This window comes from Variovorax paradoxus (genome assembly GCF_000834655.1).
GTDB classification, from domain to species: Bacteria; Pseudomonadota; Gammaproteobacteria; order Burkholderiales; family Burkholderiaceae_C; genus Variovorax; species Variovorax paradoxus_F.
On record NZ_JXQQ01000026.1, the window covers coordinates 78,173 to 100,506 of the forward strand.

Here is a 22,334-nt window from a genome sequence, read left to right on the forward strand (position 1 = left end):
CCATGAAGATTCTTGTACCTGTCAAACGGGTCGTCGATTACAACGTGAAGGTGCGCGTCAAGAGCGACGGCACCGGGGTGGACATTGCCAACGTCAAGATGAGCATGAACCCCTTCGACGAGATCGCTGTCGAAGAAGCGGTTCGCCTGAAGGAAAAGGGCGTGGTCACGGAAGTGATCGCTGTCTCCTGCGGCGATGCCAAGTGCCAGGAAACCCTGCGCACCGCGATGGCCATCGGCGCCGACCGCGGCATCCTGGTCGAGACGACCGAAGAGCTGCAGCCCCTGGCTGTCGCCAAGCTCCTGAAGGCGCTGGTCGACAAGGAACAGCCCCAGCTCATCATCCTCGGCAAGCAAGCCATCGACGATGACGCGAATCAAACGGGCCAGATGCTGGCTGCGCTGGCCGACCTGCCCCAGGCCACCTTCGCCTCCAAGGTCGAAGTTGCTGGCGACAAGGCCACGGTGACCCGCGAAGTGGACGGCGGCCTGGAGACCATCTCCCTCACGCTGCCGGCCGTCATCACGACCGACCTGCGCCTGAACGAGCCGCGCTACGTGACGCTGCCCAACATCATGAAGGCCAAGAAGAAGCAGCTGGACACCTTCAAGCCCGAAGACCTGGGCGTGGACGTCAAGCCCCGCCTGAAGACCCTGAAGGTCAGCGAGCCGCCCAAGCGCGGTGCCGGCATCAAGGTGCCTGACGTGGCGACGCTGGTGGACAAACTGAAGAACGAAGCGAAGGTGATTTGAAGTTGTTGTGGGACAGACCGCCGCGGCGCAGCCGCAAGCTCTGTCCCCAACCGATCAAGATTTTTTGGAACAAAAAATGACCGCACTTGTTATTGCCGAACACGACCACGCGACCGTCAAGCCCGCGACCCTCAACACCGTGACCGCCGCATTGGCCTGCGGTGGCGACGTCCACGTGCTCGTGGCCGGTGCCAATGCAGCCGAGGCCGGCAAGGCCGCCGCGCAGATCGCCGGCGTGTCCAAGGTCATCGTGGCCGACAGCCCGGGCCTGGCCGAGAACCTCGCCGAGAACGTGGCCGCCCAAGTGCTGGCCATCGCCAGCAACTACAGCCACATCCTGTTCCCCTCGACCGCCAACGGCAAGAACGTCGCACCGCGCGTGGCCGCCAAGCTGGACGTGGCGCAGATCAGCGACATCACCAAGGTGGACAGCCCGGACACCTTCGAGCGTCCGATCTACGCCGGCAACGCGATTGCCACCGTGCAGAGCAGCGACGCCACCAAGGTGATCACCGTGCGCACGACCGGCTTCGACGCCGCAGCAGCAACGGGCGGTAGCGCAACGGTCGAAACAGCTGAAGGCATCGCAGACAGCGGCAAGAGCAGCTTCGTGGGCCGTGAAGTCACCAAGAGCGAACGCCCCGAGCTGACCGCCGCCAAGATCATCGTCTCGGGCGGCCGAGCCCTCGGCAGCGCCGAGAAGTTCACCGAGGTGATGGCCCCGCTAGCCGACAAGCTCAACGCGGGCCTGGGCGCCAGCCGCGCCGCGGTGGACGCGGGCTACGCCCCGAACGACTGGCAGGTGGGCCAGACCGGCAAGATCGTCGCGCCGCAGCTGTACATCGCAGCGGGCATCTCGGGTGCGATCCAGCATCTGGCCGGCATGAAGGACTCCAAGGTGATCGTGGCGATCAACAAGGACGAAGAGGCGCCGATCTTCTCGGTGGCCGACTACGGCCTCGTGGCCGACCTGTTCGTGGCCGTGCCGGAACTCGTCAAGGCACTGTGAGCCGATGAAGACCCGCATCACCGAACTGCTCGGCATTCGCTACCCGATCATCCAGGGCGGCATGCAGTGGGTGGGCCGCGCTGAGCTCGCCGCGGCCGTGTCGAACGCCGGCGGACTGGGCATCGTGACGGCGCTCACGCAGCCCACGCCCGACGACCTGCGCAGCGAGATCGCGCGCACCCGCACGTTGACCGACAAGCCCTTCGGCGTGAACCTCACGATCCTGCCGGCGGTGAAGCCGCCACCGTATGCGGAGTACGTGCAGGCCATCATCGACAGCGGCATCAAGATCGTCGAGACCGCGGGCAACAGCCCGAAGGATTTCATCGAAGCGTTGAAGCGCCACGACGTGAAGATCGTCCACAAGTGCACCTCGGTGCGGCATGCGCTCTCGGCGGAGCGCAACGGCGTCGATGCAGTGTCAGTGGACGGCTTCGAGTGCGCGGGTCATCCGGGCGAGGACGATGTGCCCGGTCTCGTGCTGCTGCCGATCGCGGCGCGCAAGCTCCGCATTCCGATCATTGCCTCGGGCGGCATCGCCGACGGGCGCGGCATGGCCGCCGCGCTGGCGCTGGGCGCCGAGGGCGTGAACATGGGCACGCGCTTCTGCGTGACGCAGGAAGCACCGATCCATCCGAACATCAAGCAGGCGCTGGTCGATGCGACCGAGCGCGACACCAAGCTGATGTTCCGCACCATGCGCAATACCGCGCGGGTGTTCCGCAACGCGATCTCCGAAGAGGTGGTGGCGACGGAGAACCGCCCGGGCGGCTGCGAGTTCGAGGAAGTGCGGCCACTCGTGGCCGGCGCGCGCGGCCGCGCGGCGCTGGAGTCGGGCGAAGTGCAGAACGGCGTGGTCTCGGCTGGCCAGTGCATCGGGCTGATCGACGACGTGCCGACCTGCGCGGAGTTGATCGAGCGCATGGTGCGCGAGTGCCGGGAGCACCTGGACCGGGCGCGGTCCTGGATGGACTGAGTCTTTCTGCTCGCGTCCGGGGGCGCTCACGCCGACGGGGTACCTTGCTCCGCGAATGTCCCCCGGCCTGCGGCCTCCTCCTTGATTTCGCTGCGCAAGGCACCCCATCGGCGTGAGCGTTTGGAGTCGCTGTGGACTGGCACGGCATGGAGCCCATGAGGTCCGCTTACGGCGCATTGCAGAAGCTGCATTTGTTGGCGGTTGCCGAGACTTCGTGCTGCATGACACGGCGACTTGCCGGGTTCTTCTTTAGAGTGAATGCCCCTGTCACTCGATACCCCAACAAGGGGGGAAGAAAGGCGCAACACACCAAGCCACCACCGAGATGTTTGAAGGCTGCTTGCCTCGCGGCAGGTTGTCGGTGCGAAAGCAGCGATGCAGATGCGAGGTATCAAAAGGCGACGGCCAGGGTGTTAGAGCACCCCAGCCGTCTAACCAAGTTCGTGCAACTACCTCTAAAGGACCGCACAAAAATGGCTACCAAGACTATAGCCCGGCCTCGCACGCCGGTAGCTTCCGAAGACAACGCCCAGGACGCGGCGGATCTTCTCGAAAACACCCTCTCTCAACTCGAAGCTCTCCTGTGGGTCTGCCATGGGGAAGACATCGACTGGTGCAGCGGGGATGGGCCTCGACAACTGGACAACCTGCTTTGGCTTGCGGCTGAGCTTGCTCGCAAGGCTGGGGAGCTGTTTCAGGTGAGTGAGATGGCGCGACGTGGAGCGCTTGAGGCTGGCGGTTAGCGGCTGGTCTGCGGGCTGCGGGTTCGCGGCCTGCTTGGGGAACAGGTGCTTTGAAGTGGGACGGCTGAAGCCTTTGTGATGGAGGGAATTCGGCTCGGTTCAGGTTCGAGAGGTAGACCCCATTGGCAGCTATGTTTTCCGTGCTGATCGTCGTTAGGCGGTGCAAGCATTCGCTTTGCAGCGGTTCCGGGCGGTCGCCGATCCATCATCAATTGACTGCTCCCCCTTCTTTGCGGCCTCTACTTTCCCGTATGACAGGGAGCTTTGGCCTCGACGGAGGTGATATCCACAACCGTGCGCATGCGTCGTCGTAGCCTACATAGCGGGGAAAGCTACTTGCTTCAGATACGATTCGCGGCATCCGATAGGAGAGAGGGACCGCAATGCCGCCACCTGCACCTGCGCCAGATAGATTGGATCTAGCTTCAATTGATTGGGCATTGACCCATGTCGAAAAGCATGGAGATACCGACCTATTCCCCATTCCGTTTGAGTACGAGGCGATTCGACTCACTTGGAACGGCCTAAGGCAAAAGATATCCTCAATTGATCTAAGTACATATGAGGTACGACCGGCCATTCGCATGTTGCTGCCAAAGCACACATTCGGATTCCGAGTGGCTCTTCAACTCGATCCAATCGATACGATCATCTATACGGCGCTTGCATACGAATGTGCTGATGCCGTCGAAGCTGCGCGGATCTCGAAGGAGCAGCGCGTCGCCTGTTCGTACCGCTTTCAGAAGAATGCAAACGGACATCTCTTTGATAAGAACAACGGGTGGGATGATTTTCACAGTCGCGGCCAAGAGCTAGCGACTTCTGGTAAGTACAAGCGGGTCATCACCGCAGACATCGCAGACTTCTACAATCAAGTTGGTCATCACCGTGTGCGCAATGCCCTTGAGCAGGCGGGTCTTTCTGCTCAACGTGCACTCAACGTTGAGCAGTTGCTGATGAATTTCACAGGCGGCCAGTCACGCGGATTGCCGGTTGGACCGACCGCCTCAATCGTGTTCTCAGAGGCTTGCCTGAACGACGTTGATATGTTCTTGATACGGAAGGGGTACACGCACACGCGATACGTGGATGACTTCCGGATCTTTTGTGAAGACGAGCCAACCGCTTGGCGGGCGCTTCACGATCTGACCGAGTACCTCTATACCGCGCATCGCCTTGCTCTTCAATCGGCAAAGACAAAGATGCTAGATGTCGAACATTTCATCGACAAAGAACTAGTAGATCCCGAACAACTTGAATCTGCATCAAAAGACCAACGTCTTGAGATGCTGGCAGAACTGGCGGCCATCTACGGAGAGCCTGGAGAGGATTTGGAAAAATACACCAAAGACGTCATTCGGGAAAACATTCAAGAGCTTTTCGAGTTGGCTCTGATCGGCGCAGAGCCGCAGATTGGCGTGGCGAAATACCTCCTTCGGCGCGCCACGTCCCTCAGGACAGGCGTAGTTCGAGAACTCGTATTCGAGAACTTCACGACCTTGTTGCCGATCCTCAGAGAGGTCGCCGTTTATCTTAAGGCGACGACGAATGACAAGTACGCGGCAGACGTTGCCGAACGTTTGCTAACGGCCATTGCAAGCTGCGGACAAGACTATCTTCGATTCACGAGAGCTTGGGCTATCGACTTGCTCTTCCATCGCCTTCAGCCCTCCATGCATAAACAGATCGAAACCTTCACTGATGGGAGTCCGGTAGATCTCAACCTTAGGTCGCGCGCACTTCTTGCCAAGGAGCTGCGCCAAGTAGACTGGGTTCGCGAGCGCAAGGAGACTTGGCAGAACAACTCACCTTGGGATCGAAGAGCCATCATATGGTCAAGCTTAGCGCTCTCTCGGGACGAAATGAACTACTGGTTAAGAAGGGTTCAGAACGCGGGCGATATCTTGGATGCCGCGGTTGCCGAGGCCGCGTTGTCCATTGGAAACTCTGACAAGGGATAGGTCGCATTCGGCCGCGATTCAACCCGAAGAAGGTGGGTATATGCCCGAAATGCACCGCACATCTGAGACGCATCAATTGACGACTATGAAAACTGGAGCCTGTGCGTACGCCTGCGACCAAATAGAAGACATTCATTCATACAAGGGATCGCAGATCATGACGATCTGTATCATTCTCGTCGCTAGCACATAGGCTCATACAAAAATCTAATCCGAGGGGACAAGCTTGCGACTGAACCTTGCCGCGCAGATCTGCTCGCTGTCAGCGTCGCAGCTTGAAGAATTCGTTGACGACTGGATTGTCCAGCGTGTTAAGGAATACCACGGCCATGAACTCTGGCGAGGCACGGGAGATATGGGTCGCGACGTCACCGGCTACGTGACTGACCGTCGCCTCGAAGGCGAGTGGGATAACTTCCAGTGCAAGCAACTCACCTCCAGGCTGTCGGAGCGTTCGGCCTTCGTCGAACTGGGAAAAATCTTCATGCACGCCGCCAACGGCGAGTTCGCGCTACCCAGGGCTTTCTACTTCGTCGCGCCGTATGGTTTGGTTCGCAATGCGCGCGACTTTATCGCGCAACCCGAGAAGTTCAGACAGACATTCCTTGCTGACTGGGACACTGAGATCGCCCCTTACTTAGTTCAGAACCAATTCATCAAGCTGACGCCGGCCATCGCAGCCAAGATCAAGACCTTTGACTTCGCCAAGATCGACTGGCTAGACGCAACGCGCCTAGCCAAGCACCCAGCCTGCAAACCTGCTCTGGTCAAGTGGTTCGACGAGGATCCTGGGCCTTGGCCTCGCGGCACTGTGCCCGATGCGATCCAGGCCAATGAATCGGCCTATATTGGCCAGTTGCTCAAGGTCTACGGTGAGAAGGGGCCAGGCATCTACCCAGACGCAGTCGCAGCTCTAGCCTGCCCGGAGGTTGGCCCAAATCTGCGCCAGCAGCGCACGCGTTTCTTCGACTCCATCGCCTTTGAGCGCTTCTACCGCGACTCCACGCCCAAGGAATACTTGGAGAACTTCAGGGACGAGATCTACCTTGGCGTAGTGGATGTTCACGAGGGCACGCATGCGGACCGCTACGCTCGCCTCAGCCGAGTTATGCAGCAGGCCGCGGTGCTACAGGCGTCCGGCGTTCTGGGTAAGCATGCCAGCCCGCCTGTCAAGCAGGGCACATGCCACTTGCTAGCCAACGAGGGGCTACTGCCATGGGATCGCTAGAACGTAACGCTGCGGCGCCTTCCCATCCATTTAACAGCACACTTGAGACCGGGATCCGGGCCCTGGTGGTGCTGGAAGCCTTTCATCCGCGTCACTGCGATCTGCTAGAGATGACTTGGCTGGACCATCTCGTAGTGCACACCGGCGATCTGGACGGCCTTGACGTGCCACAGAGCCTACATCCGGACCTGCCGAACCGCGCCGGTGAACTGCTGGTACGTCGGCAGTTGGTGGAGAAGAGCCTGCGGCTCATGCAGCAGGTGCATCTTGTGGACGTACACGAAACCGAAGAAGGCATCGCATTCGGGTCCAGTGAGGATGCTCCCAGCTACCTAGACCTGCTGCAGACGCCGTATTCGCTAGCTCTCAAGGAACGAGCCCGCTGGATCGCCGAACAGTTCGCGGGCCTAACGACCGACGAGATGCGTGCGCTGATCGAGACCCGCATCGGACGCTGGACCGCAGATTTTCAAATTATTGAGAAGGCCCCGAGGATCGAACCATGAACGGCATCCGACTACGCCACTTGGTTTTCACTGGTCCAGACATCGAATCAGCCGCGCTCGAATTCGCCGATGGCTTGAACATCATTTACGGAGCGTCTAACACTGGCAAGTCATTTGCGTCCAAGACCATCCTCTTTATGCTGGGTGCGAGCACTAGCCTTCCTCAAACCGATGAAATCCCAGCCTATGACGCAGCTTGGCTAGGCATCACTTTAGGAGATGAGGGCGACTTCACGCTCTATCGAGCGACTCAAGGCGGCCACCTCAAGCTTTACCCAGGACTTGTCAAGCAGACGCCACTAAGCAAAGGCGAGGTACTGCGGCAGGCACATGACAGTAAACGTAAAGACACCGTCTCCCATCGATTGCTCGATGTGATTGGCCTTGCCCAAAAATGGGTGGTGCGTGACGGTAACGGCAAGAAGGACTCGCTGTCCATCCGCTTACTGTCGAAGTATGCCGTCGTCGCCGAGAACGACATCATGTCCGAGGATAGCCCGGTCTTCTTGTCTGGCACACCTGCTGATCGCACCTTCGAACGCAACCTCTTCAAGCTTCTCCTAACGGGTCAGGACGATGCTGCGGTCGTGACGATACCTAAGGAGATGGAGCGCAAGGCCGCCAAAGCCGCGAAGATCGAACTGGTCGACGAACTATTGGCACAGTTGGATGTCGAGCTTGGCAAGGAGCCTCCGGATGAGCGGGGTACCAAGGACCAGCTGGAGCGCCTGGACACCAGCGCCGGCAACCTATTGATCCGATTGCAGACTGCACAGAGCGAACTCGATGGCTTTGTAGTTCAACGGCGCAACGCATTGGATCGGGCACGTGAGATAAAGGAGCACGCCGGGGAGCTGGATCTCACGCTACAGCGCTTCGCCAAGTTACATGCGGTCTACACCTCGGACTTGGAGCGCCTACAGTCGATCGAGGAGGGAGGCTATGTACTGGCAGCGATGGCCGGCCGAGATTGCCCGGTCTGCGGCGCGCCACCTAGCGCGCAAACCCACAACCACGCGGTGGAAGAGATCTCGGTAGCACACACCGCTGCTGCAGCCGAAGCGCGCAAGATCGAGCGTGAGCAGCGCGAACTGGCTCACGTAGTCGCCTCGCTGGAGGCCGAGGCCATCGGATTGCGCAGGACCCAGCAACAGCTCGAGGATGGCGCCAAATCGCTGGACCGCAGCATAGAGGCGCTTCGTCCACAGGAGGCGTCCCTCCGGGAAAGCTACGAGGCTTACAACACGACACGTACCAGCGTCCTAAAAGTGCTCGACCTCTTCGACCACCGCGCCAAGCTGGCCGCACGCCGGGCGGAAATCGGTGCCGCTCCCACCCGACGCGAGGGCGAGGCCCCGCCCGTCGGCCCAGACTCGACCACACTTTTTGATTTTGGTGAGACGGTAAAGGCCGTGTTGACTGCCTGGAAGTTTCCAGACGCTGAGAAAGTGCAATTCGACGCTGTTACTAACGACATCACTATCGGCGGCAAGCCGCGCTCAGCCAATGGCAAGGGAGTGAGAGCCGTGCTGCATGCAGCTTTCAACGTTGCAATGTTCGTGCATTGCATTGACAACAAGCTCCCGCACCCCGGCTTCTTAGTGCTAGACACGCCTCTTCTGACCTATCGCGAGCCGTTGACCTCCAAACACGGAGAGTTGTCGCAGGACGAGCAGGCCCTCAAGGTCAGTTCGCTTGCGGAGCATTTCTACCGGCACCTAGCCAGCCTTAAGGAGCACGTGCAGATTGTCGTTATAGAGAACTCCGACCCACCAGAGACTATCCGGTCGCTAGCGCGCATTGAAGTCCTCACAGGCCAGCCCAGCGAAGGGCGGTTTGGATTGTTGGCTCGACGGACCTGACGAAAGATCGCGAGCGAAGCCAGCACCCAAGTGACTGCACTTCGAGCACCTCATAGTGGCCATCCAGTTCGCAGAAGCGAAGGTCCCGTCATCACATGTTTGGCTGACTTGAGCCCACGGCGGCTGGCATGAACTCGATGACCGCTTTCAGCCCCTCCACCGTCGCCAGAACTCACTGCGCTCGGATCGCTTGAGTGTGAAGTACCCGGTCGCCTCTTCGCACAAGCCCCGAAAGGAAGACCCCAGCTAAGGAAACCCCCGATACATGAATGGTCATCGACCCTCTAGCATCGGCGGCTGCTCCCCCCTGTCGAGGTGTACGGACCGCGTCCCGGCGTCCGCCCGGTGACATGGCGCCTGCCTCACCTGCCCTTCCTGCGATGACAACTCCTCCCGAGTCCGGCCCCACGCTGGACGCCGCCAGCCCCCTTCCCCCCGACATCGAAGCCGCCGACGAACCGACCAAGGTGCCGCTCGCCATCGAAGACTGGCTCACCGTCATCATCATGGGCGCGCTGGCGCTCATCACCTTTGCCAACGTGCTGGTGCGCTACTTCACCAGCTCGTCGTTCGCCTGGACCGAGGAGTTCTCGGTGTTCCTCATGATCATGCTGGCCCTGGTGGCCGGCTCGGCCGCGGTGGCGCGCGACCGGCACATCCGCATCGAGTACTTCTCCGAGAGCGGCTCGATGGCGCGGCGCAAGCGCCTCGCGCAGTTCGGCGCGCTGATGATCGCCATCCTCTTCGGCCTGATCGGCGCGCTCAGCATCCGCATGGTTTGGGACGACTACCGCTTCGAGGAAACCACGCCGGGCATCGGGCTGCCGGCGTGGTGGTATTCGATCTGGCTGCCCATCGTGTCCTTCGCCATCGCGGGGCGGGCCATCGGCCTCATGGTCCGGCGCGGGCGCAAGACGAACTACGAGTCCGACAACAGCAGCAATAGCAGAAAAGGCGACGCCAAGTGATCGCCACCCTGCTCTTCGTCGCCTTCGTGCTCATGATGCTGGTGGGCGTGCCCATCGGCGCCGCGCTCGGCCTGGCAGGCGCCGCCTGCATCGCGCTCGCCAACAGCGACGCCCAGTGGTTCGGCCTCCTGGCCGTGCCGCAGAACTTCTATGCGGGCCTGGGCAAATACCCGCTGCTGGCCATTCCAATGTTCGTGCTGGTCGGCTCCATCTTCGACCGCTCGGGCGTGGCGCTGCGGCTGGTGAACTTCGCGGTCGCCATCGTGGGGCGCGGCCCGGGCATGCTGCCGCTGGTGGCGATTGCGGTGGCCATGTTCCTCGGCGGCATCTCGGGCTCGGGCCCGGCCAACGCCGCGGCCGTGGGCGCGGTGATGATCGCGGCCATGTCGCGCGCCGGCTACCCGGCCGCGTTCTCGGCCAGCGTGGTGGGCGCCGCGGCGGCCACCGACATCCTGATTCCGCCCTCGGTCGCGTTCATCGTCTACTCGGTGCTGGTGCCCGGCGCCTCGGTGCCGGCGCTGTTCGCGGCCGGCATGATCCCCGGCATCATGGCGGGCCTCGCGCTGATGATTCCGGCCGTGTGGCTGGCCCGCACGCACAAGATGGGCGCGCTCGAGGCGACGCTGCCACGCCCACCGTTCTGGAAGAGCTTTCGCGAAGCGATCTGGGGCCTCGCGGCGCCGGTGCTGATTCTGGGCGGCATGCGCGCGGGCTGGTTCACGCCGACCGAGGCGGCGGTGGTCGCGGTGTTCTACGGCCTCTTCGTGGGCATGTGCATCCACCGGACCATCAAGGTGCGCGACCTCTTCGTGATCCTGCGCGAGTCGGGCGAGCTGTCGGCGGTGATCCTGCTGGTGGTGTCGCTCGCAGGCATCTTCGCGTACTCGCTCTCGACGCTGGGCATCATCGATCCGGTCACGCGGGCCATCGTGAATTCGGGCCTTGGCGAGTACGGCATCCTCGCGCTGCTGATCCTCTTGCTCATCACCGTGGGGATGTTCCTCGACGGCGTGTCGATCTTCCTGATCTTCGTGCCGCTCTTGCTGCCCATCGTCCAGTACTACAAATGGGACCCAGTGTGGTTCGGCGTGATCCTCACGCTCAAGGTCGCGCTCGGGCAGTTCACGCCGCCGCTCGCGGTCAACCTCATGGTCTCGTGCCGCATCGCCAAGGTGCGCATGGAAGAGACCGTGCGCTGGGTGGGCTGGATGCTGTTCTCGATGTTCGTGGTGATGGTGCTGGTCATCGCATTCCCCGAGCTGGCGCTCTGGCTGCCACGCAAGCTGGGCTACTGATTTTTTCGTTCCGCATTTCGTTCCACATTCGTTCCATCTTCAAAGAGGAGACCTTCCATGAAATTCCGCCGCACCCTGCTGGGCCTCGCCGCCGTGGCAACTGCCCTGGGCATGTTCTCGACCGGCGCCATGGCGCAGGCCGCCTACAAGCCCGAATACAAGATGTCGCTGGTGCTGGGCCCGCCCACGCCCTGGGGCCAGGCCGGAAAGATCTGGGCCGACCTCGTGAAGGAGCGCACCCAGGGCCGCATCAACATAAAGCTGTACCCGGGCGTGTCGCTCATCCAGGGCGACCAGACGCGCGAGTTCAGCGCGCTGCGCCAGGGCGTGATCGATATGGCCGTGGGCTCGACCATCAACTGGTCGCCGCAAGTGAAGCAGCTCAACCTGTTCTCGATGCCCTTCCTCATGCCCGACTACGCGGCCATCGACGCGCTCACCCAAGGCGACGTGGGCAAGGAAATGTTCAAGACGCTCGACAAGGCCGGCGTGGTGCCGCTCGCCTGGGGCGAGAACGGCTACCGCGAGATCACCAACTCGAAGAAGCCGATCAAGTCCCCCGAAGACCTGAAGGGCATGAAGATCCGCGTGGTCGGCTCGCCGATCTATTCGGACATGTTCACCGCGCTGGGCGCCAACCCGACGCAGATGAGCTGGGCCGATGCGCAGCCGGCGCTCGCGAGCGGCGCGGTCGATGGGCAGGAAAACCCGCTCTTCCTCTTCACCGTGCTCAAGATGCACACCGTGGGCCAGAAGTTCGTGACCACCTGGGGCTACGTGGCCGACCCGCTGGTCTTCGTGGTGAACAAGGAAATCTGGGCCTCGTGGACGCCGGCCGACCAGGCCATCGTGCGCCAGGCCGCCGTCGATGCGGGCACGCAGGAAATCGCGATTGCGCGCAAGGGCCTCGTGGAAGCCGACAAGCCGGTGCTGAAAGACATCGCCGCCATGGGCGTGACGGTGACCAGCCTCACGCCGGCCGAGCGCGATGCGTTCGTGAAGGCGACGCGGCCGGTGTACGACAAGTGGAAGTCGACGGTGGGTGCCGACCTCGTCGCGCAGGCCGAGAAGGCGATCGCCGCACGCAAGAAGTAAGCAGCGTTTTCACAACACTGCAGGGCCTTCGATGGCCTCGCCGGAGCCCCGCTTGCGGGGCTTTTTCCTTGCCGCTTGCGCACTTTCAACTGCAACGAAAATGGCGGGCGAAATCCTTGGTTTGCGGACCGACCGATGCCCTGCGGCAGCGGCGAAAAACACGCCTTCGATTTCATGCCGCCAACGCGAATTGCTCTGGCAGACTGGTTTTCAACGCGTGTTCTTTCGCGCTTGAAGGAAGCCGTTTCATGCCCCTGTCTTCGCGTTGGAAAGCCGACCTTTCCTCTTTCCTTCTCGCGGGATTCGCCCTCTTGATGACCATCAGCATCGCCCCGACCGCAGCGCACGCCGCCGACGCCACCACGGTGCACACGCTGATCATCGACACCGACCCGGGCGCAGACGACGTGATCGCGCTGCTGTTCGCGATGGCATCGCCCGAGCGGCTGAAGATCCAGGCGCTGACCACGGTGGCCGGCAACGTGCCGCTCGCAAAGACCTCGCGCAATGCGCGCCTCGCGCGCGAATGGGCCGGGCGCCCCGACATCCCGATCTACGCCGGTGCGCCGCGCCCGCTGCTGCGCACGCCGATCTACGCGGCCGACGTGCACGGCAGCGAAGGCATCACGGGCGTGAAGGTGTTCGAGCCGAAGCAGCCGCTGGCCGAAGGCAATGCGGTCGACTACCTGATCCGCACGCTGCGCGCCGCGCCCGAGAAAAGCGTGACGCTCGCGATGCTCGGCCCCGAGACCAACCTCGCGCTGGCGCTCACTCAGGCCCCGGACATCGTGCGCGGGCTGCGCGAGCTGGTGCTCATGGGCGGCGCGCACTTCAACGGCGGCAACATCACACCGACCGCGGAGTTCAACGTGTTCGCTGATCCGCATGCGGCCGAGATCGTGCTCAAGAGCGGCGTGCCGATCACCATGCTGCCGCTGGACGTGACGCACAAGATCCTCACGAGCCCCGAGCGCATCGCCAAGCTGCGCGGCCTCGGCAACCAGGCTGGCAAGACGGTGGCCGACATCCTCGATGCCTATGTGCAGCACGACATGCAGTACTACGGCCTGCCCGGCGGTCCGGTGCACGACGCCACCGTGATCGCCTACCTGCTGCAGCCGTCGCTCTTCAAGGGCAGGCAGGTGAACGTGGAGGTCGACAGCCGCGAAGGCATGGGCTTCGGCCAGACGGCGGTCGACTGGTACGGCGGCCTGAAGCGCCCGGCCAACGTGCACTGGATCGCCGAGGGCGATGCGCAGGGCTTCTTCGATCTGCTGACGCAGCGGATCTCGCGGCTGCCCTGATCGCACCTGCCCCCATGAAAAAAGCCACGCTGCAGAACAGCGTGGCTTTTGTTTTGGTGTCGCAGCCGATCAGTGCTGGAGGATCTTGTTGAGGAAATCCTTGGTGCGCGGCTGACGGTTCTCGGGGTGATTGAAGAACTCGTCCTTCGGGCAGTCTTCCAGGATCTTGCCGCCCACGTCGATGAAGATCACGCGGCTCGCGACCTTGCGGGCAAAGGCCATCTCGTGCGTGACCACCATCATGGTCATGCCTTCCTTGGCCAGGCTCACCATCACGTCGAGCACTTCGCCGACCATCTCGGGGTCCAGCGCCGAGGTGGGCTCATCGAACAGCATCACGATCGGGTCCATCGACAGCGCACGGGCGATCGCCACGCGCTGCTGCTGGCCGCCCGAGAGCTGGCCCGGGAACTTGTCCTTGTGCGCCATCAGGCCCACTCGGTCGAGCATCTTCAGGCCCCGCGTCTTGGCTTCGTCGGGCGTGCGGCCCAGCACCTTGATCTGCGCGATCGTGAGGTTCTCGGTCACCGACAGGTGCGGAAACAGCTCGAAGTGCTGGAACACCATGCCGACCTTGGAGCGCAGCTTGGGCAGGTTGGTCTTGGGATCGTGCAGCGGGATGCCGTTGACGGTGATCTCGCCCTTCTGGAAGGGCTCCAGCGCGTTCACGGTCTTGATGAGCGTGGACTTGCCCGAACCCGACGGGCCGCACACCACCACCACGTCGCCCTTGGCGATGTTCACCGAGCAGTCGTTGAGCACCTGCACCGGGCCATACCACTTGGAGACGTTCTTGATTTCGATCATTTTTTCGGACATTTCTTTCTCTCCGGTTCAGCCACTCAGCGAATGATGGCGATCTTCTTGTGCAGGCGCTTGACCAGCCAAGAAAGGGCGTAACACATGACGAAGTACACGACGGCTGCGAGCAGGTACGCCTCGATCGGGCGGCCGAAGTTCTTGCCCGCCGTCTCGAAGCCCTTGAGCATGTCGTAGGCACCGATGGCGTAGACCAGCGAGGTGTCCTGGAACAGGATGATGGTCTGCGTGAGCAGCACCGGCAGCATGTTGCGGAACGCCTGCGGCAGCACCACCAGGCGCATGTTCTGGCCGTAGGTCATGCCCACCGCCTGGCCCGCATTCACCTGGCCGCGCGGGATCGACTGGATGCCCGCGCGCATGATTTCGGAGAAGTACGCCGCCTCGAACGCGACGAAGGTGATCACGGCCGAGATCTCGGAGCGGTAGTTCGAACCGAGCGAGCCGAACAGCGAATAGAACGACGCCGGCACGAGCAGGAAGAACCACAGGATCACCATCACCAGCGGAATGCTGCGCATGCCGTTGACGTAGATGGCGGCGGGCGCATCGAGCCACTTCTTGCCCGACAGGCGCATGAGCGCCAGGATCGTGCCGAAGATCACGCCGCCGATCGTGGCCACCACCGTCAGCATGATGCTGAAGTAGAAGCCCTTGATGACGAAGTTGCTGATGACGTCCCAGTTGTAGAACGACAGGTCGAGATTCATCATGTCAGTGACCTCCGCCGCCGGCGCTGGCCGAGACGATGAAGCCCGGCACGCGGGTCTTCTTCTCGATGAATGCCATGAGCCGGTTGATGGCCAGGGCGGACACCACGTAGCAGGCCGTCACCGCCAGGTAGACCTCGATGCCGCGCGAGGTTTCTTCCTGCGCCTGCATGGCGAACATGGTGAGTTCGGTGACCGACACGGCGAACGCGACGGACGAGTTCTTGAAGATGTTCATCGTCTCGCTCGTGAGAGGCGGGATGATGATGCGGTAGGCCATCGGCAGGATCACGTAGCGGTAGTACTGCGTGGTGGTGAAGCCCACCGCCATGCCCGCATAGCGCTGGCCCTTGGGCAGCGCCTGGATGCCCGAGCGCACCTGCTCGGCGATACGCGCGGAGGTGAAGAAGCCCAGCGCCAGCACCACCAGGATGAAGCTCGGCACGCCCTTCATCACCGGGATCAGCGCTGGAATCACGTGGTACCAGAGGAAGATCTGCACCAAGAGCGGGATGTTGCGAAAGAGCTCCACCCATGCATTGCCGAACCGCACCAGCCACGGGCTGTCGGGCAGCGTGCGGGTGATGCCGATCAGCGAGCCCAGCACGAGCGCCACGACCAGCGCCAGCAGCGCCACGGACACCGTCCAGCCCCAGGCCGAGAGCATCCACTGCCAGTAGGTCGGATAGTCCCCACCCGGGTCCTGCAGGAACACCTGCCAATCCCAGTTTCCCATTTCTTACTCCTTCACCGTCTTCGACGAAACCGTCCCTTGAAAAGAAACGCCCACCGCGAAAGGTGGGCGTCATTCACGCAGCGACGCGTGCTTATTCCTTGGTGACGTACTCTTCAGCGGGCTTGTCGTTCGGGTTGGCCCAGGCGTTCTTGGTGGCTTCGCCCAGCGGCAGGTTGATCACGACGTTTGCCGGGGGAATCGGCTTGAGGAACCACTTGTCATAGAGCTTGGCCAGCTCGCCCGACTTGGCCTGTGCCTTGATGCTGTCGTCCACGGCCTTCTTGAAGGCGGGGTCGTCCTTGCGGATCATGATGCCGATGGGTTCCACGGCCAGCACGTCGTTCAGGATCTTGTAGTCCTTGGGCGACTTCGACTTGGCGGCGAGCGCGGCCAGGATCGAGCCGTCCATCACGAACGCGTCGGCACGGCCGGTTTCCAGCAGCAGGAAGCTGTCGGAGTGGTCCTTGCCGTAGACCTCCTTGAAGGTCAGGTTCTCGGCGCGCTTTTGCTTGCGCACGGTCTGCAGCGGCGTGGTGCCGGTGGTGGTGGCAACCGTCTTGTCCTTCAGGTCGGCCAGCGAGTTGATGCCCGAGTTCGCCTTCACGACGATCTTGGTTTCCTCGACGTAGGTGGTCACGCCGAAGGCCACGTCCTTCTGGCGGGTGGCGTTGTTGGTGGTCGAGCCGCACTCGATGTCCACGGTGCCGTTCTGCACGAGGGGGATGCGGTTCTGCGAGGTGACGGGCTGGTACTTGACTTCGAGCTTCTTGCCAGCGGCCTTCTCCAGGTCCTTGATGATGTTGGCGCAGACGTCGTAGTGGAAGCCGGTGTACTGGCCGTTGCCCAGCGTGTACGACAGGCCGGAAGATTCCCGCACGCCTTCGGTGATGGTGCCCGAGGCCTTGATCTTGGCCAGGGTGTCATTGGCTTGAGCGAAGGCGCCGCTGGTGGCGAGCGCCGCGATTGCCAATGCCATTACTTGTTTTTTCATACAGAAAACTCCTGAGGGTGACTGAAACAGATACAACGAAATTTTAGACATTCACATTTTGCGTGATACCCGGACCAACCCGGTGCATCCGGGGGGCATCCCGCCGTGCATTGCACCGGCCGCGCGCATTGCAGCGCCAGCGTGGTGCGATCCTGCCTCCTGGCATTGTCCGACTTTCACTAAGCAGCCTTTGTGCCCGAAGGCTCGGCGGCGGGCGGAACGGGTGCGGCCGACAGGCGCACCGGCTGCGTGAGGTTCTCGGGCACGAGCAGCGCCTCCATCTCGGCGCGCGTCATGATCCCGAGCGACTCGGCCACCAGGTCGATGGGCCCGCCGGTGGCCAGCGCCGTCTTGGCGATGAGCGCGGCCTTCTCGTAGCCGATGAGCGGGTTGAGCGCGGTGACCAGCGTGACCGACTCGCGCACCCGCTTGGCAAGGAACTCGCGGTTGGCCTCGATGCCGTCCACGCAGTTCAGCTGCAGCGTGTTGCACGCGTTGCCCAGGTGCTTGATGCTCTTGAAGAGGCTCCAGCCCATGATCGGCTCGAAGGCGTTCAACTGCAGTTGCCCGGCCTCGGACGCCATGGTCACGGTGATGTCGTTGCCGATCACCTCGAAGGCCACCTGGTTCATGACTTCCGGGATCACCGGGTTGACCTTGCCCGGCATGATAGAGGAGCCCGCCTGCCGCGCGGGCAAGCGGATTTCGCCGAAACCGGCCTGCGGGCCGCTGGAGAGCAGGCGCAGGTCGTTGCAGGTCTTGCTGAGCTTGGTGGCCACGCGCTTGAGCACGCCCGACAGCTGCACGAACGCGCCCGTGTCCTGCGTGGCCTCGATGAGGTTGGCGGCTTGCTTGAGCGGCACGCCGGTCTGCTCGGCCAGGTACTGGCAGGCGAGGTTGGCGTACCCGTGCGGCGCGTTGATGCCGGTGCCGATGGCGGTGGCGCCGAGGTTGATTTCCTCGATGAGCGCGCGGGCCTCGCCCAGGCGCGCCTCGTCCTCGCCGATCATGATCGCGTAGGTCAGGAACTCCTGGCCCAGCGTCATGGGCACCGCGTCCTGCAACTGGGTGCGGCCGATCTTCAGGACGTCCTTGAACTCCAGCGCCTTGGCCTCGAAGCTGCGGCGCAGCGCGGCCATGGCCTGGAGCAGCTTGTCGATGGCGAACCACAGCGCCAGGCGCACCGCCGTGGGGTACACGTCGTTGGTGCTCTGCGAGGCGTTGACGTGGTCGTTGGGGTGCAGCACGTCGTAGCGCGCCTTCTCGTGGCCGAGCTTTTCGAGCGCGAGATTGCAGATCACCTCGTTGGCGTTCATGTTGGTCGAGGTGCCGGCACCGCCCTGGATCACGTCGACCACGAACTCGTCGAGCAGCTTGCCCTCGATGAGGTCTTCGCAGGCCAGGATGATCGCGGCGGCGCGGTCGCGGTCGATGGCGCCCAGGTCGGCATTGGCGCGTGTCGCGGCCTTCTTCACGTAGGCCAGTGCGCGAACGAGGTCGGGCATGGCCGAGATGCGGGTGCCAGAGATCGCGAAGTTCTCGACGGCGCGCGCCGTGTGCACGCCCCAGTAGGCGGCGGCGGGAATCTGCTTCTCGCCGAGGAAGTCGTGCTCGGTCCTGAAATTGGAGCTCATACGGGATTCCTCGGTTTAAAAAAAAGCACGCAAGGGGAGCGTGCCTGGGAAGGATGCTGTGACAGCGGTAAAAACTGCCGCGACTGTAGTACCGCGGTGCTCATGGCGCCAATGCTGAATCCGGGAGGCCTCATGCACGGCATTTATAGATTGTGCGGCGCACAAATCCGGTGTCAGCCGGCCGTCGGCTGGGTGCCGACGAGGTACGACCACAGCGCGTCGGCCGTGCGCTTGGGCTGCGTGCCCTCGGACACCGCCGCGATCTTGGCGGACCGTCCGTTGCCGGTCTTCACCGGCACCGGCGCGCTCGGCCGCTCGCGGTAGGCGCGGATTTCCATGGTCGCCTCCAGGCTGTCGATCTCGGGCGGCAGCGCGCTCACCAGCTTGCGGGCCTTGATTTCCTTGCGCACCGCACTCTGCGGAAGGAAGGCGATTCCATGCCCCTCGAGCGCCATGACCTTCAGGCCCTCGGCCATGTCGGTCTCGTAGACGCGGTCCAGGTGGATGGCCGTGCCCGATTCCTTCAGCAACTGGTCGACCACCCGGCCCAGGTAGGCGCCGGGCGCATAGCCCAGGTAGGGCAGCGGCTGGCCCGGTCGGCCCGGCAGCCGGAAGCGCGGCGCGCCGTCGGCATCGGCCTTGACCCAAGGGGCCACGGTTTCCTCGCCCAGGCTGACCATCTCGTACTTGTTGTTGTCCAGCTGCAGCGGCTGCGAGGGGTGGTGGTAGGCGATCAGCAGGTCGCAGCTGCCTTCGACCAGCCGCAGCACCGCGTCGTGCACGTTGAGCGCGATGAGCCGGCTCTTGATCGGCCCGAAGTGCTCGCGCAGGCTGGTCACCCACGAGGGGAAGAAGGTGAAGGCCAGCGTGTGCGGCACGGCGATCTCGATCACGTCCTGCCCGGCGGCCGAGTGGCCCCGCAGCATGGCGCGGGTGCTCTGCAGCGACTGCAGCATCTCGATGGCCTGGCTGTAGAGCGTCTGCCCCGCGGGCGTGAGGCGCGTGGGGTAGGAGCTGCGATCGACGAGGTCGGTGCCGGCCCAGCCTTCGAGCGCCTGGATGCGGCGGGAGAACGCCGGCTGCGTCACGTGCCTCAACTGGGCCGAGCGGCTGAAGCTGCGGGTCTCCGCCAAACTGATGAAGTCTTCAAGCCACTTTGTTTCCATGAGTGACGATTATGCGAGCGCCGCGCCATACTGGGCGCCCCCTCCCATTTCCGCATCCGCCATGCCTTCCGACGACCTGCTCGCCCTCAGCGCCACCGCCCTCTCGCGCCGCATCGCGGCCCGCGAGGTGTCCTGCCGCGAATTGATGCAGGCCTCGCTCGCCCGCATCGAGGCGCTGAACCCGCGCTTCAATGCCATCGTCTCGCTGCGCGAACCCGAGAGGCTGCTGGCCGAAGCCGGCGAGCGCGATGCCGAACTGGCACGCGGCGAGCGGCGCGGCTGGATGCACGGCTTTCCGCTCGCGGTGAAGGACCTGAGCCACGCCGCGGGACTTCCGACCTCGATGGGCTCGCCCCTGTCGCCGCGGTCGCCTTCGCGCGTCGACAGCCTGCACGTTGCCCGCGCGCGCGCGGCCGGCGCCATCGTCATCGGCAAGACCAACACGCCCGAGTTCGGCCTCGGCTCGCACACCTACAACGCCGTGTTCGGCATCACCCGCAACGCCTACGCGCCCGAGCGCAGCGCGGGCGGCAGCAGCGGCGGCGCGGCCGTGGCGCTGGCACTGGGCATGCTGCCAGTGGCCGACGGCAGCGACATGATGGGGTCGCTGCGCAACCCCGCCGCCTTCAATAACGTGATCGGCATGCGTCCTTCGCGCGGGCGCGTACCCGGCGACCCGGAGCAGGAGCTGTTCTTCCAGCAACTGGGTTGCGAAGGCCCGATGGCGCGCACGGTGGAAGACACCGCGCGACTGCTCGCGGTGCAGTCGGGCTTCGACGGGCGCGTGCCGCTTTCGTCGCCACACGCCCTGCCCTCGCCCGACGACATCGCGCTCGATGGCGACGGCAAGGGCCTGCGCATCGGCTGGCTCGGCAGCATCTGGCCCGACCTGCCGCTGGCGCCCGGCATCCGCGAGCTCGGGGAGAAGGCGCTCGACACGTTCCGCACCATCGGCTGCGAGGTCGAGCCCTGCACGCTCGACGTGCCGCGCGAGCACAACTGGAGCGCCTGGCTGCGGCTGCGGCAGTTGCTGGTCGGCGGCAAGCTCGGCGCGTACCTGAGCGATCCGAAGCTGTTCGCGCAATTGAAGCCCGAGGCGCAATGGGAAATCGAGCAGAGCCAGCACCTGGATGCGGCCTCGCTGTACCAGGCCTCGCTCTATCGCTCGAACGTGTACCGCGCGTTCCTGAAGCTTTTCGAGCGCTTCGATTTCGTCGTGGCACCGACCGCGCAGGTCTTTCCGTTCGACGCCGAACTGCACTGGCCCGCCGAAGTGAATGGCGTGAAGAGCGACACCTACCACCGCTGGATGGAGATCGTCACGCCGTTCACGCTGGCGGGGCTGCCGACGCTGAACGTGCGCGCCGGCTTCGGCGAAGGCGGGCTGCCGATGGGCCTGCAGCTGGCCGGGCCGATCCACTCCGACCTCGACGTGCTGCGGCTCGGTCATGCGTATGACCAGGCCTGCGGCTGGGGTTCGCAGCGCCCCCCGGCTCTGGATTGACTCCCTCCCCCGCTGGGGGAGGGTTGGGGTGGGGGCAAGCGGCCGCTGATCAAGCGCTGCCTGCGTTGCAAGCGCCGTCTGCCCCCATCCCAACCTTCCCCCAGAGGGGGAAGAAGCAAGACCTTCAGATCGGCGTGAGGACGCCGCGGCCCGCGAAGTGCCCTTGGGCGTTGGCGAGGAAGTGGTCCACCGACTTCTGCGTCGCCTCGGGCGACCAGCCGGCCATGTGCGGCGTGAGCAGCACGTTGTCGAGGCCAACCAGCGGCTCGGGCCGCTCGGGTTCGCTCTCGTAGACATCGACACCGGCGCCCGCGATGCGGTGCTCTCGCAACGCAGCGCCCAGCGCCTCGGTATCGACCACGCTGCCGCGACCGATGCTCACCAGATACCCCTGCGGCCCCAGCGCATCGAGCACTTCGGCGTTGACCAGGTGCTTCGTCGCAGGCCCGCCCGGCGCAGCGAGGATCAAAAAGTCCGCCCAGGCGGCGAGCGACTTCAGGTCGTCGAAGTAGCGGTGCGTCGCGCCTTCGCGCGGCTTCCTGTTGTGATAGCCGATCTCCATGTCGAACGCGGCGGCGCGCTTGGCGATCTTCTGGCCGATGGTGCCCAGGCCCAGGATGCCGAGCTTCTTGCCCGACACGTTGGCCGGCTGCGGAATGGCCTCGCGCCACACGCCTTCGCGGCACAGCCGGTCGAGCTTGCGGAACTCGCGCACGATGCCGATGAGCAGGCCGAAGGCGTGGTCGGCCACGCAGTCGTCGTTGGTGCCCGCGCCGTTGGCGGTGGCGATGCCGCGCGCACGCGTCACTTCGAGCGGCACGCCTTCGTAGCCCGCGCCCAGGCAGCAGATCAGCTCCAGGGCCGGCATGGCTGCGATTTCATCGGGGGTGATGCCGATCACGCCGATGGTCAGCACCGCGCGGAATTTCTTGCCGTGCTCCGCAACGGCTGCCGCGCGCGCGGCGGGGTCGAAGGCGTAGGTCACGTCGTAGACCTCGGCAATCTGGGCCTGGTGGGCGCTCGAGAGGCTGTTGAGCACCAGCAGGGGAATCTTGGTCGACACGTCTGAACTCCT

At 63.5% G+C, this 22,334-nt stretch carries 19 protein-coding genes; 12 read left to right on the forward strand and 7 right to left on the reverse strand.

Translation table 11 applies throughout. The features are described from left to right. The first annotated feature begins 2 nt into the window (after positions 1–2). The 11 genes from RT97_RS11925 (at position 3) to RT97_RS11980 (ending at position 13,699) form a co-directional block, all read left to right on the forward strand. Positions 3–752, forward strand: a complete 750-nt coding sequence (locus RT97_RS11925; protein ID WP_042578993.1) for an electron transfer flavoprotein subunit beta/FixA family protein — start codon at positions 3–5, stop codon at positions 750–752. A gap of 76 nt (positions 753–828) precedes the next feature. After that, a complete protein-coding gene (locus RT97_RS11930; protein WP_042578994.1) occupies positions 829–1,761 on the forward strand; it encodes an electron transfer flavoprotein subunit alpha/FixB family protein in 933 nt (310 codons plus the stop codon). A 4-nt stretch (positions 1,762–1,765) separates the two neighbouring features. After that, positions 1,766–2,737, forward strand: a complete 972-nt coding sequence (locus RT97_RS11935) for an NAD(P)H-dependent flavin oxidoreductase (protein ID WP_042578995.1) — start codon at positions 1,766–1,768, stop codon at positions 2,735–2,737. 1,360 nt (positions 2,738–4,097) lie between these two features. Next, a complete protein-coding gene (locus RT97_RS11945; protein WP_172672194.1) occupies positions 4,098–5,441 on the forward strand; it encodes an RNA-directed DNA polymerase in 1,344 nt (447 codons plus the stop codon). A gap of 226 nt (positions 5,442–5,667) precedes the next feature. After that, positions 5,668–6,669 carry an ABC-three component system protein gene (locus RT97_RS11950; RefSeq protein ID WP_042578998.1) on the forward strand — a complete coding sequence of 334 codons (1,002 nt, stop codon included), beginning with the start codon at positions 5,668–5,670 and terminating at the stop codon, positions 6,667–6,669. Beyond that, positions 6,657–7,175 (forward strand): ABC-three component system middle component 2, encoded by a 519-nt coding sequence (locus RT97_RS11955; RefSeq protein WP_042578999.1) that lies wholly within the window; start codon positions 6,657–6,659, stop codon positions 7,173–7,175. The genes RT97_RS11950 and RT97_RS11955 overlap by 13 nt, the downstream gene beginning before the upstream one ends. Beyond that, a complete protein-coding gene (locus RT97_RS11960; RefSeq protein WP_042579000.1) occupies positions 7,172–9,037 on the forward strand; it encodes a hypothetical protein in 1,866 nt (621 codons plus the stop codon). Before RT97_RS11955 ends, RT97_RS11960 begins: the two co-directional genes overlap by 4 nt. 380 nt (positions 9,038–9,417) lie before the next feature. Next, positions 9,418–10,005 (forward strand): TRAP transporter small permease, encoded by a 588-nt coding sequence (locus tag RT97_RS11965; protein ID WP_042579001.1) that lies wholly within the window; start codon positions 9,418–9,420, stop codon positions 10,003–10,005. After that, positions 10,002–11,300, forward strand: a complete 1,299-nt coding sequence (locus RT97_RS11970) for a TRAP transporter large permease (RefSeq protein WP_042579002.1) — start codon at positions 10,002–10,004, stop codon at positions 11,298–11,300. The genes RT97_RS11965 and RT97_RS11970 overlap by 4 nt, the downstream gene beginning before the upstream one ends. A gap of 57 nt (positions 11,301–11,357) precedes the next feature. After that, positions 11,358–12,395 (forward strand): DctP family TRAP transporter solute-binding subunit, encoded by a 1,038-nt coding sequence (locus RT97_RS11975; protein ID WP_042579003.1) that lies wholly within the window; start codon positions 11,358–11,360, stop codon positions 12,393–12,395. Between the two features lie 314 nt (positions 12,396–12,709). Next, positions 12,710–13,699 (forward strand): nucleoside hydrolase, encoded by a 990-nt coding sequence (locus RT97_RS11980; RefSeq protein WP_042579021.1) that lies wholly within the window; start codon positions 12,710–12,712, stop codon positions 13,697–13,699. Positions 13,700–13,768: 69 nt separating this feature from the next. Here the strand turns inward: RT97_RS11980 and RT97_RS11985 are convergent, their stop codons facing one another. The 6 genes from RT97_RS11985 to RT97_RS12010 all read right to left on the reverse strand — a co-directional run bounded on the left by RT97_RS11985 (position 13,769) and on the right by RT97_RS12010 (position 19,755). Continuing rightward, a complete protein-coding gene (locus RT97_RS11985; RefSeq protein ID WP_042579004.1) occupies positions 13,769–14,506 on the reverse strand; it encodes an amino acid ABC transporter ATP-binding protein in 738 nt (245 codons plus the stop codon). A gap of 35 nt (positions 14,507–14,541) precedes the next feature. Continuing rightward, a complete protein-coding gene (locus RT97_RS11990; RefSeq protein WP_042579005.1) occupies positions 14,542–15,231 on the reverse strand; it encodes an amino acid ABC transporter permease in 690 nt (229 codons plus the stop codon). Position 15,232: 1 nt separating this feature from the next. Next, complete coding sequence (locus tag RT97_RS11995; protein WP_042579006.1) at positions 15,233–15,964, reverse strand: amino acid ABC transporter permease; 732 nt, start codon at positions 15,962–15,964, stop codon at positions 15,233–15,235. Positions 15,965–16,055: 91 nt separating this feature from the next. Next, complete coding sequence (locus RT97_RS12000) at positions 16,056–16,955, reverse strand: amino acid ABC transporter substrate-binding protein (RefSeq protein WP_042579007.1); 900 nt, start codon at positions 16,953–16,955, stop codon at positions 16,056–16,058. 179 nt (positions 16,956–17,134) lie between these two features. Continuing rightward, positions 17,135–18,589, reverse strand: coding sequence for an aspartate ammonia-lyase (locus tag RT97_RS12005; protein ID WP_042579008.1), 1,455 nt, complete (start codon positions 18,587–18,589; stop codon positions 17,135–17,137). Positions 18,590–18,762: 173 nt separating this feature from the next. Further along, positions 18,763–19,755 carry a LysR substrate-binding domain-containing protein gene (locus RT97_RS12010; RefSeq protein ID WP_042579009.1) on the reverse strand — a complete coding sequence of 331 codons (993 nt, stop codon included), beginning with the start codon at positions 19,753–19,755 and terminating at the stop codon, positions 18,763–18,765. 61 nt (positions 19,756–19,816) lie between these two features. On the opposite strand from RT97_RS12010, the gene RT97_RS12015 reads away from it, so the two are divergent. Continuing rightward, complete coding sequence (locus RT97_RS12015) at positions 19,817–21,259, forward strand: amidase (protein ID WP_042579010.1); 1,443 nt, start codon at positions 19,817–19,819, stop codon at positions 21,257–21,259. Positions 21,260–21,383: 124 nt separating this feature from the next. On the opposite strand, the gene RT97_RS12020 is transcribed toward RT97_RS12015, so the two are convergent. After that, positions 21,384–22,322: a 2-hydroxyacid dehydrogenase gene (locus tag RT97_RS12020; RefSeq protein WP_042579011.1), complete on the reverse strand. Its 939-nt coding sequence runs from the start codon at positions 22,320–22,322 to the stop codon at positions 21,384–21,386. Positions 22,323–22,334: the final 12 nt, after the last annotated feature.

Bases quoted from the DNA above. Each gene is read 5' to 3' on its own strand.
- RT97_RS11925 (WP_042578993.1), top strand. From the start codon at position 3: ATGAAGATTCTTGTACCTGTCAAACGGGTCGTCGATTACAACGTGAAG.
- RT97_RS11930 (WP_042578994.1), top strand. From the start codon at position 829: ATGACCGCACTTGTTATTGCCGAACACGACCACGCGACCGTCAAGCCC.
- RT97_RS11935 (WP_042578995.1), top strand. From the start codon at position 1,766: ATGAAGACCCGCATCACCGAACTGCTCGGCATTCGCTACCCGATCATC.
- RT97_RS11955 (WP_042578999.1), top strand. From the start codon at position 6,657: ATGGGATCGCTAGAACGTAACGCTGCGGCGCCTTCCCATCCATTTAAC.
- RT97_RS11960 (WP_042579000.1), top strand. From the start codon at position 7,172: ATGAACGGCATCCGACTACGCCACTTGGTTTTCACTGGTCCAGACATC.
- RT97_RS11965 (WP_042579001.1), top strand. From the start codon at position 9,418: ATGACAACTCCTCCCGAGTCCGGCCCCACGCTGGACGCCGCCAGCCCC.
- RT97_RS11975 (WP_042579003.1), top strand. From the start codon at position 11,358: ATGAAATTCCGCCGCACCCTGCTGGGCCTCGCCGCCGTGGCAACTGCC.
- RT97_RS11980 (WP_042579021.1), top strand. From the start codon at position 12,710: ATGACCATCAGCATCGCCCCGACCGCAGCGCACGCCGCCGACGCCACC.
- RT97_RS11985 (WP_042579004.1), bottom strand. From the start codon at position 14,506: ATGATCGAAATCAAGAACGTCTCCAAGTGGTATGGCCCGGTGCAGGTG.
- RT97_RS11990 (WP_042579005.1), bottom strand. From the start codon at position 15,231: ATGATGAATCTCGACCTGTCGTTCTACAACTGGGACGTCATCAGCAAC.
- RT97_RS11995 (WP_042579006.1), bottom strand. From the start codon at position 15,964: ATGGGAAACTGGGATTGGCAGGTGTTCCTGCAGGACCCGGGTGGGGAC.
- RT97_RS12000 (WP_042579007.1), bottom strand. From the start codon at position 16,955: ATGAAAAAACAAGTAATGGCATTGGCAATCGCGGCGCTCGCCACCAGC.
- RT97_RS12005 (WP_042579008.1), bottom strand. From the start codon at position 18,589: ATGAGCTCCAATTTCAGGACCGAGCACGACTTCCTCGGCGAGAAGCAG.
- RT97_RS12010 (WP_042579009.1), bottom strand. From the start codon at position 19,755: ATGGAAACAAAGTGGCTTGAAGACTTCATCAGTTTGGCGGAGACCCGC.
- RT97_RS12015 (WP_042579010.1), top strand. From the start codon at position 19,817: ATGCCTTCCGACGACCTGCTCGCCCTCAGCGCCACCGCCCTCTCGCGC.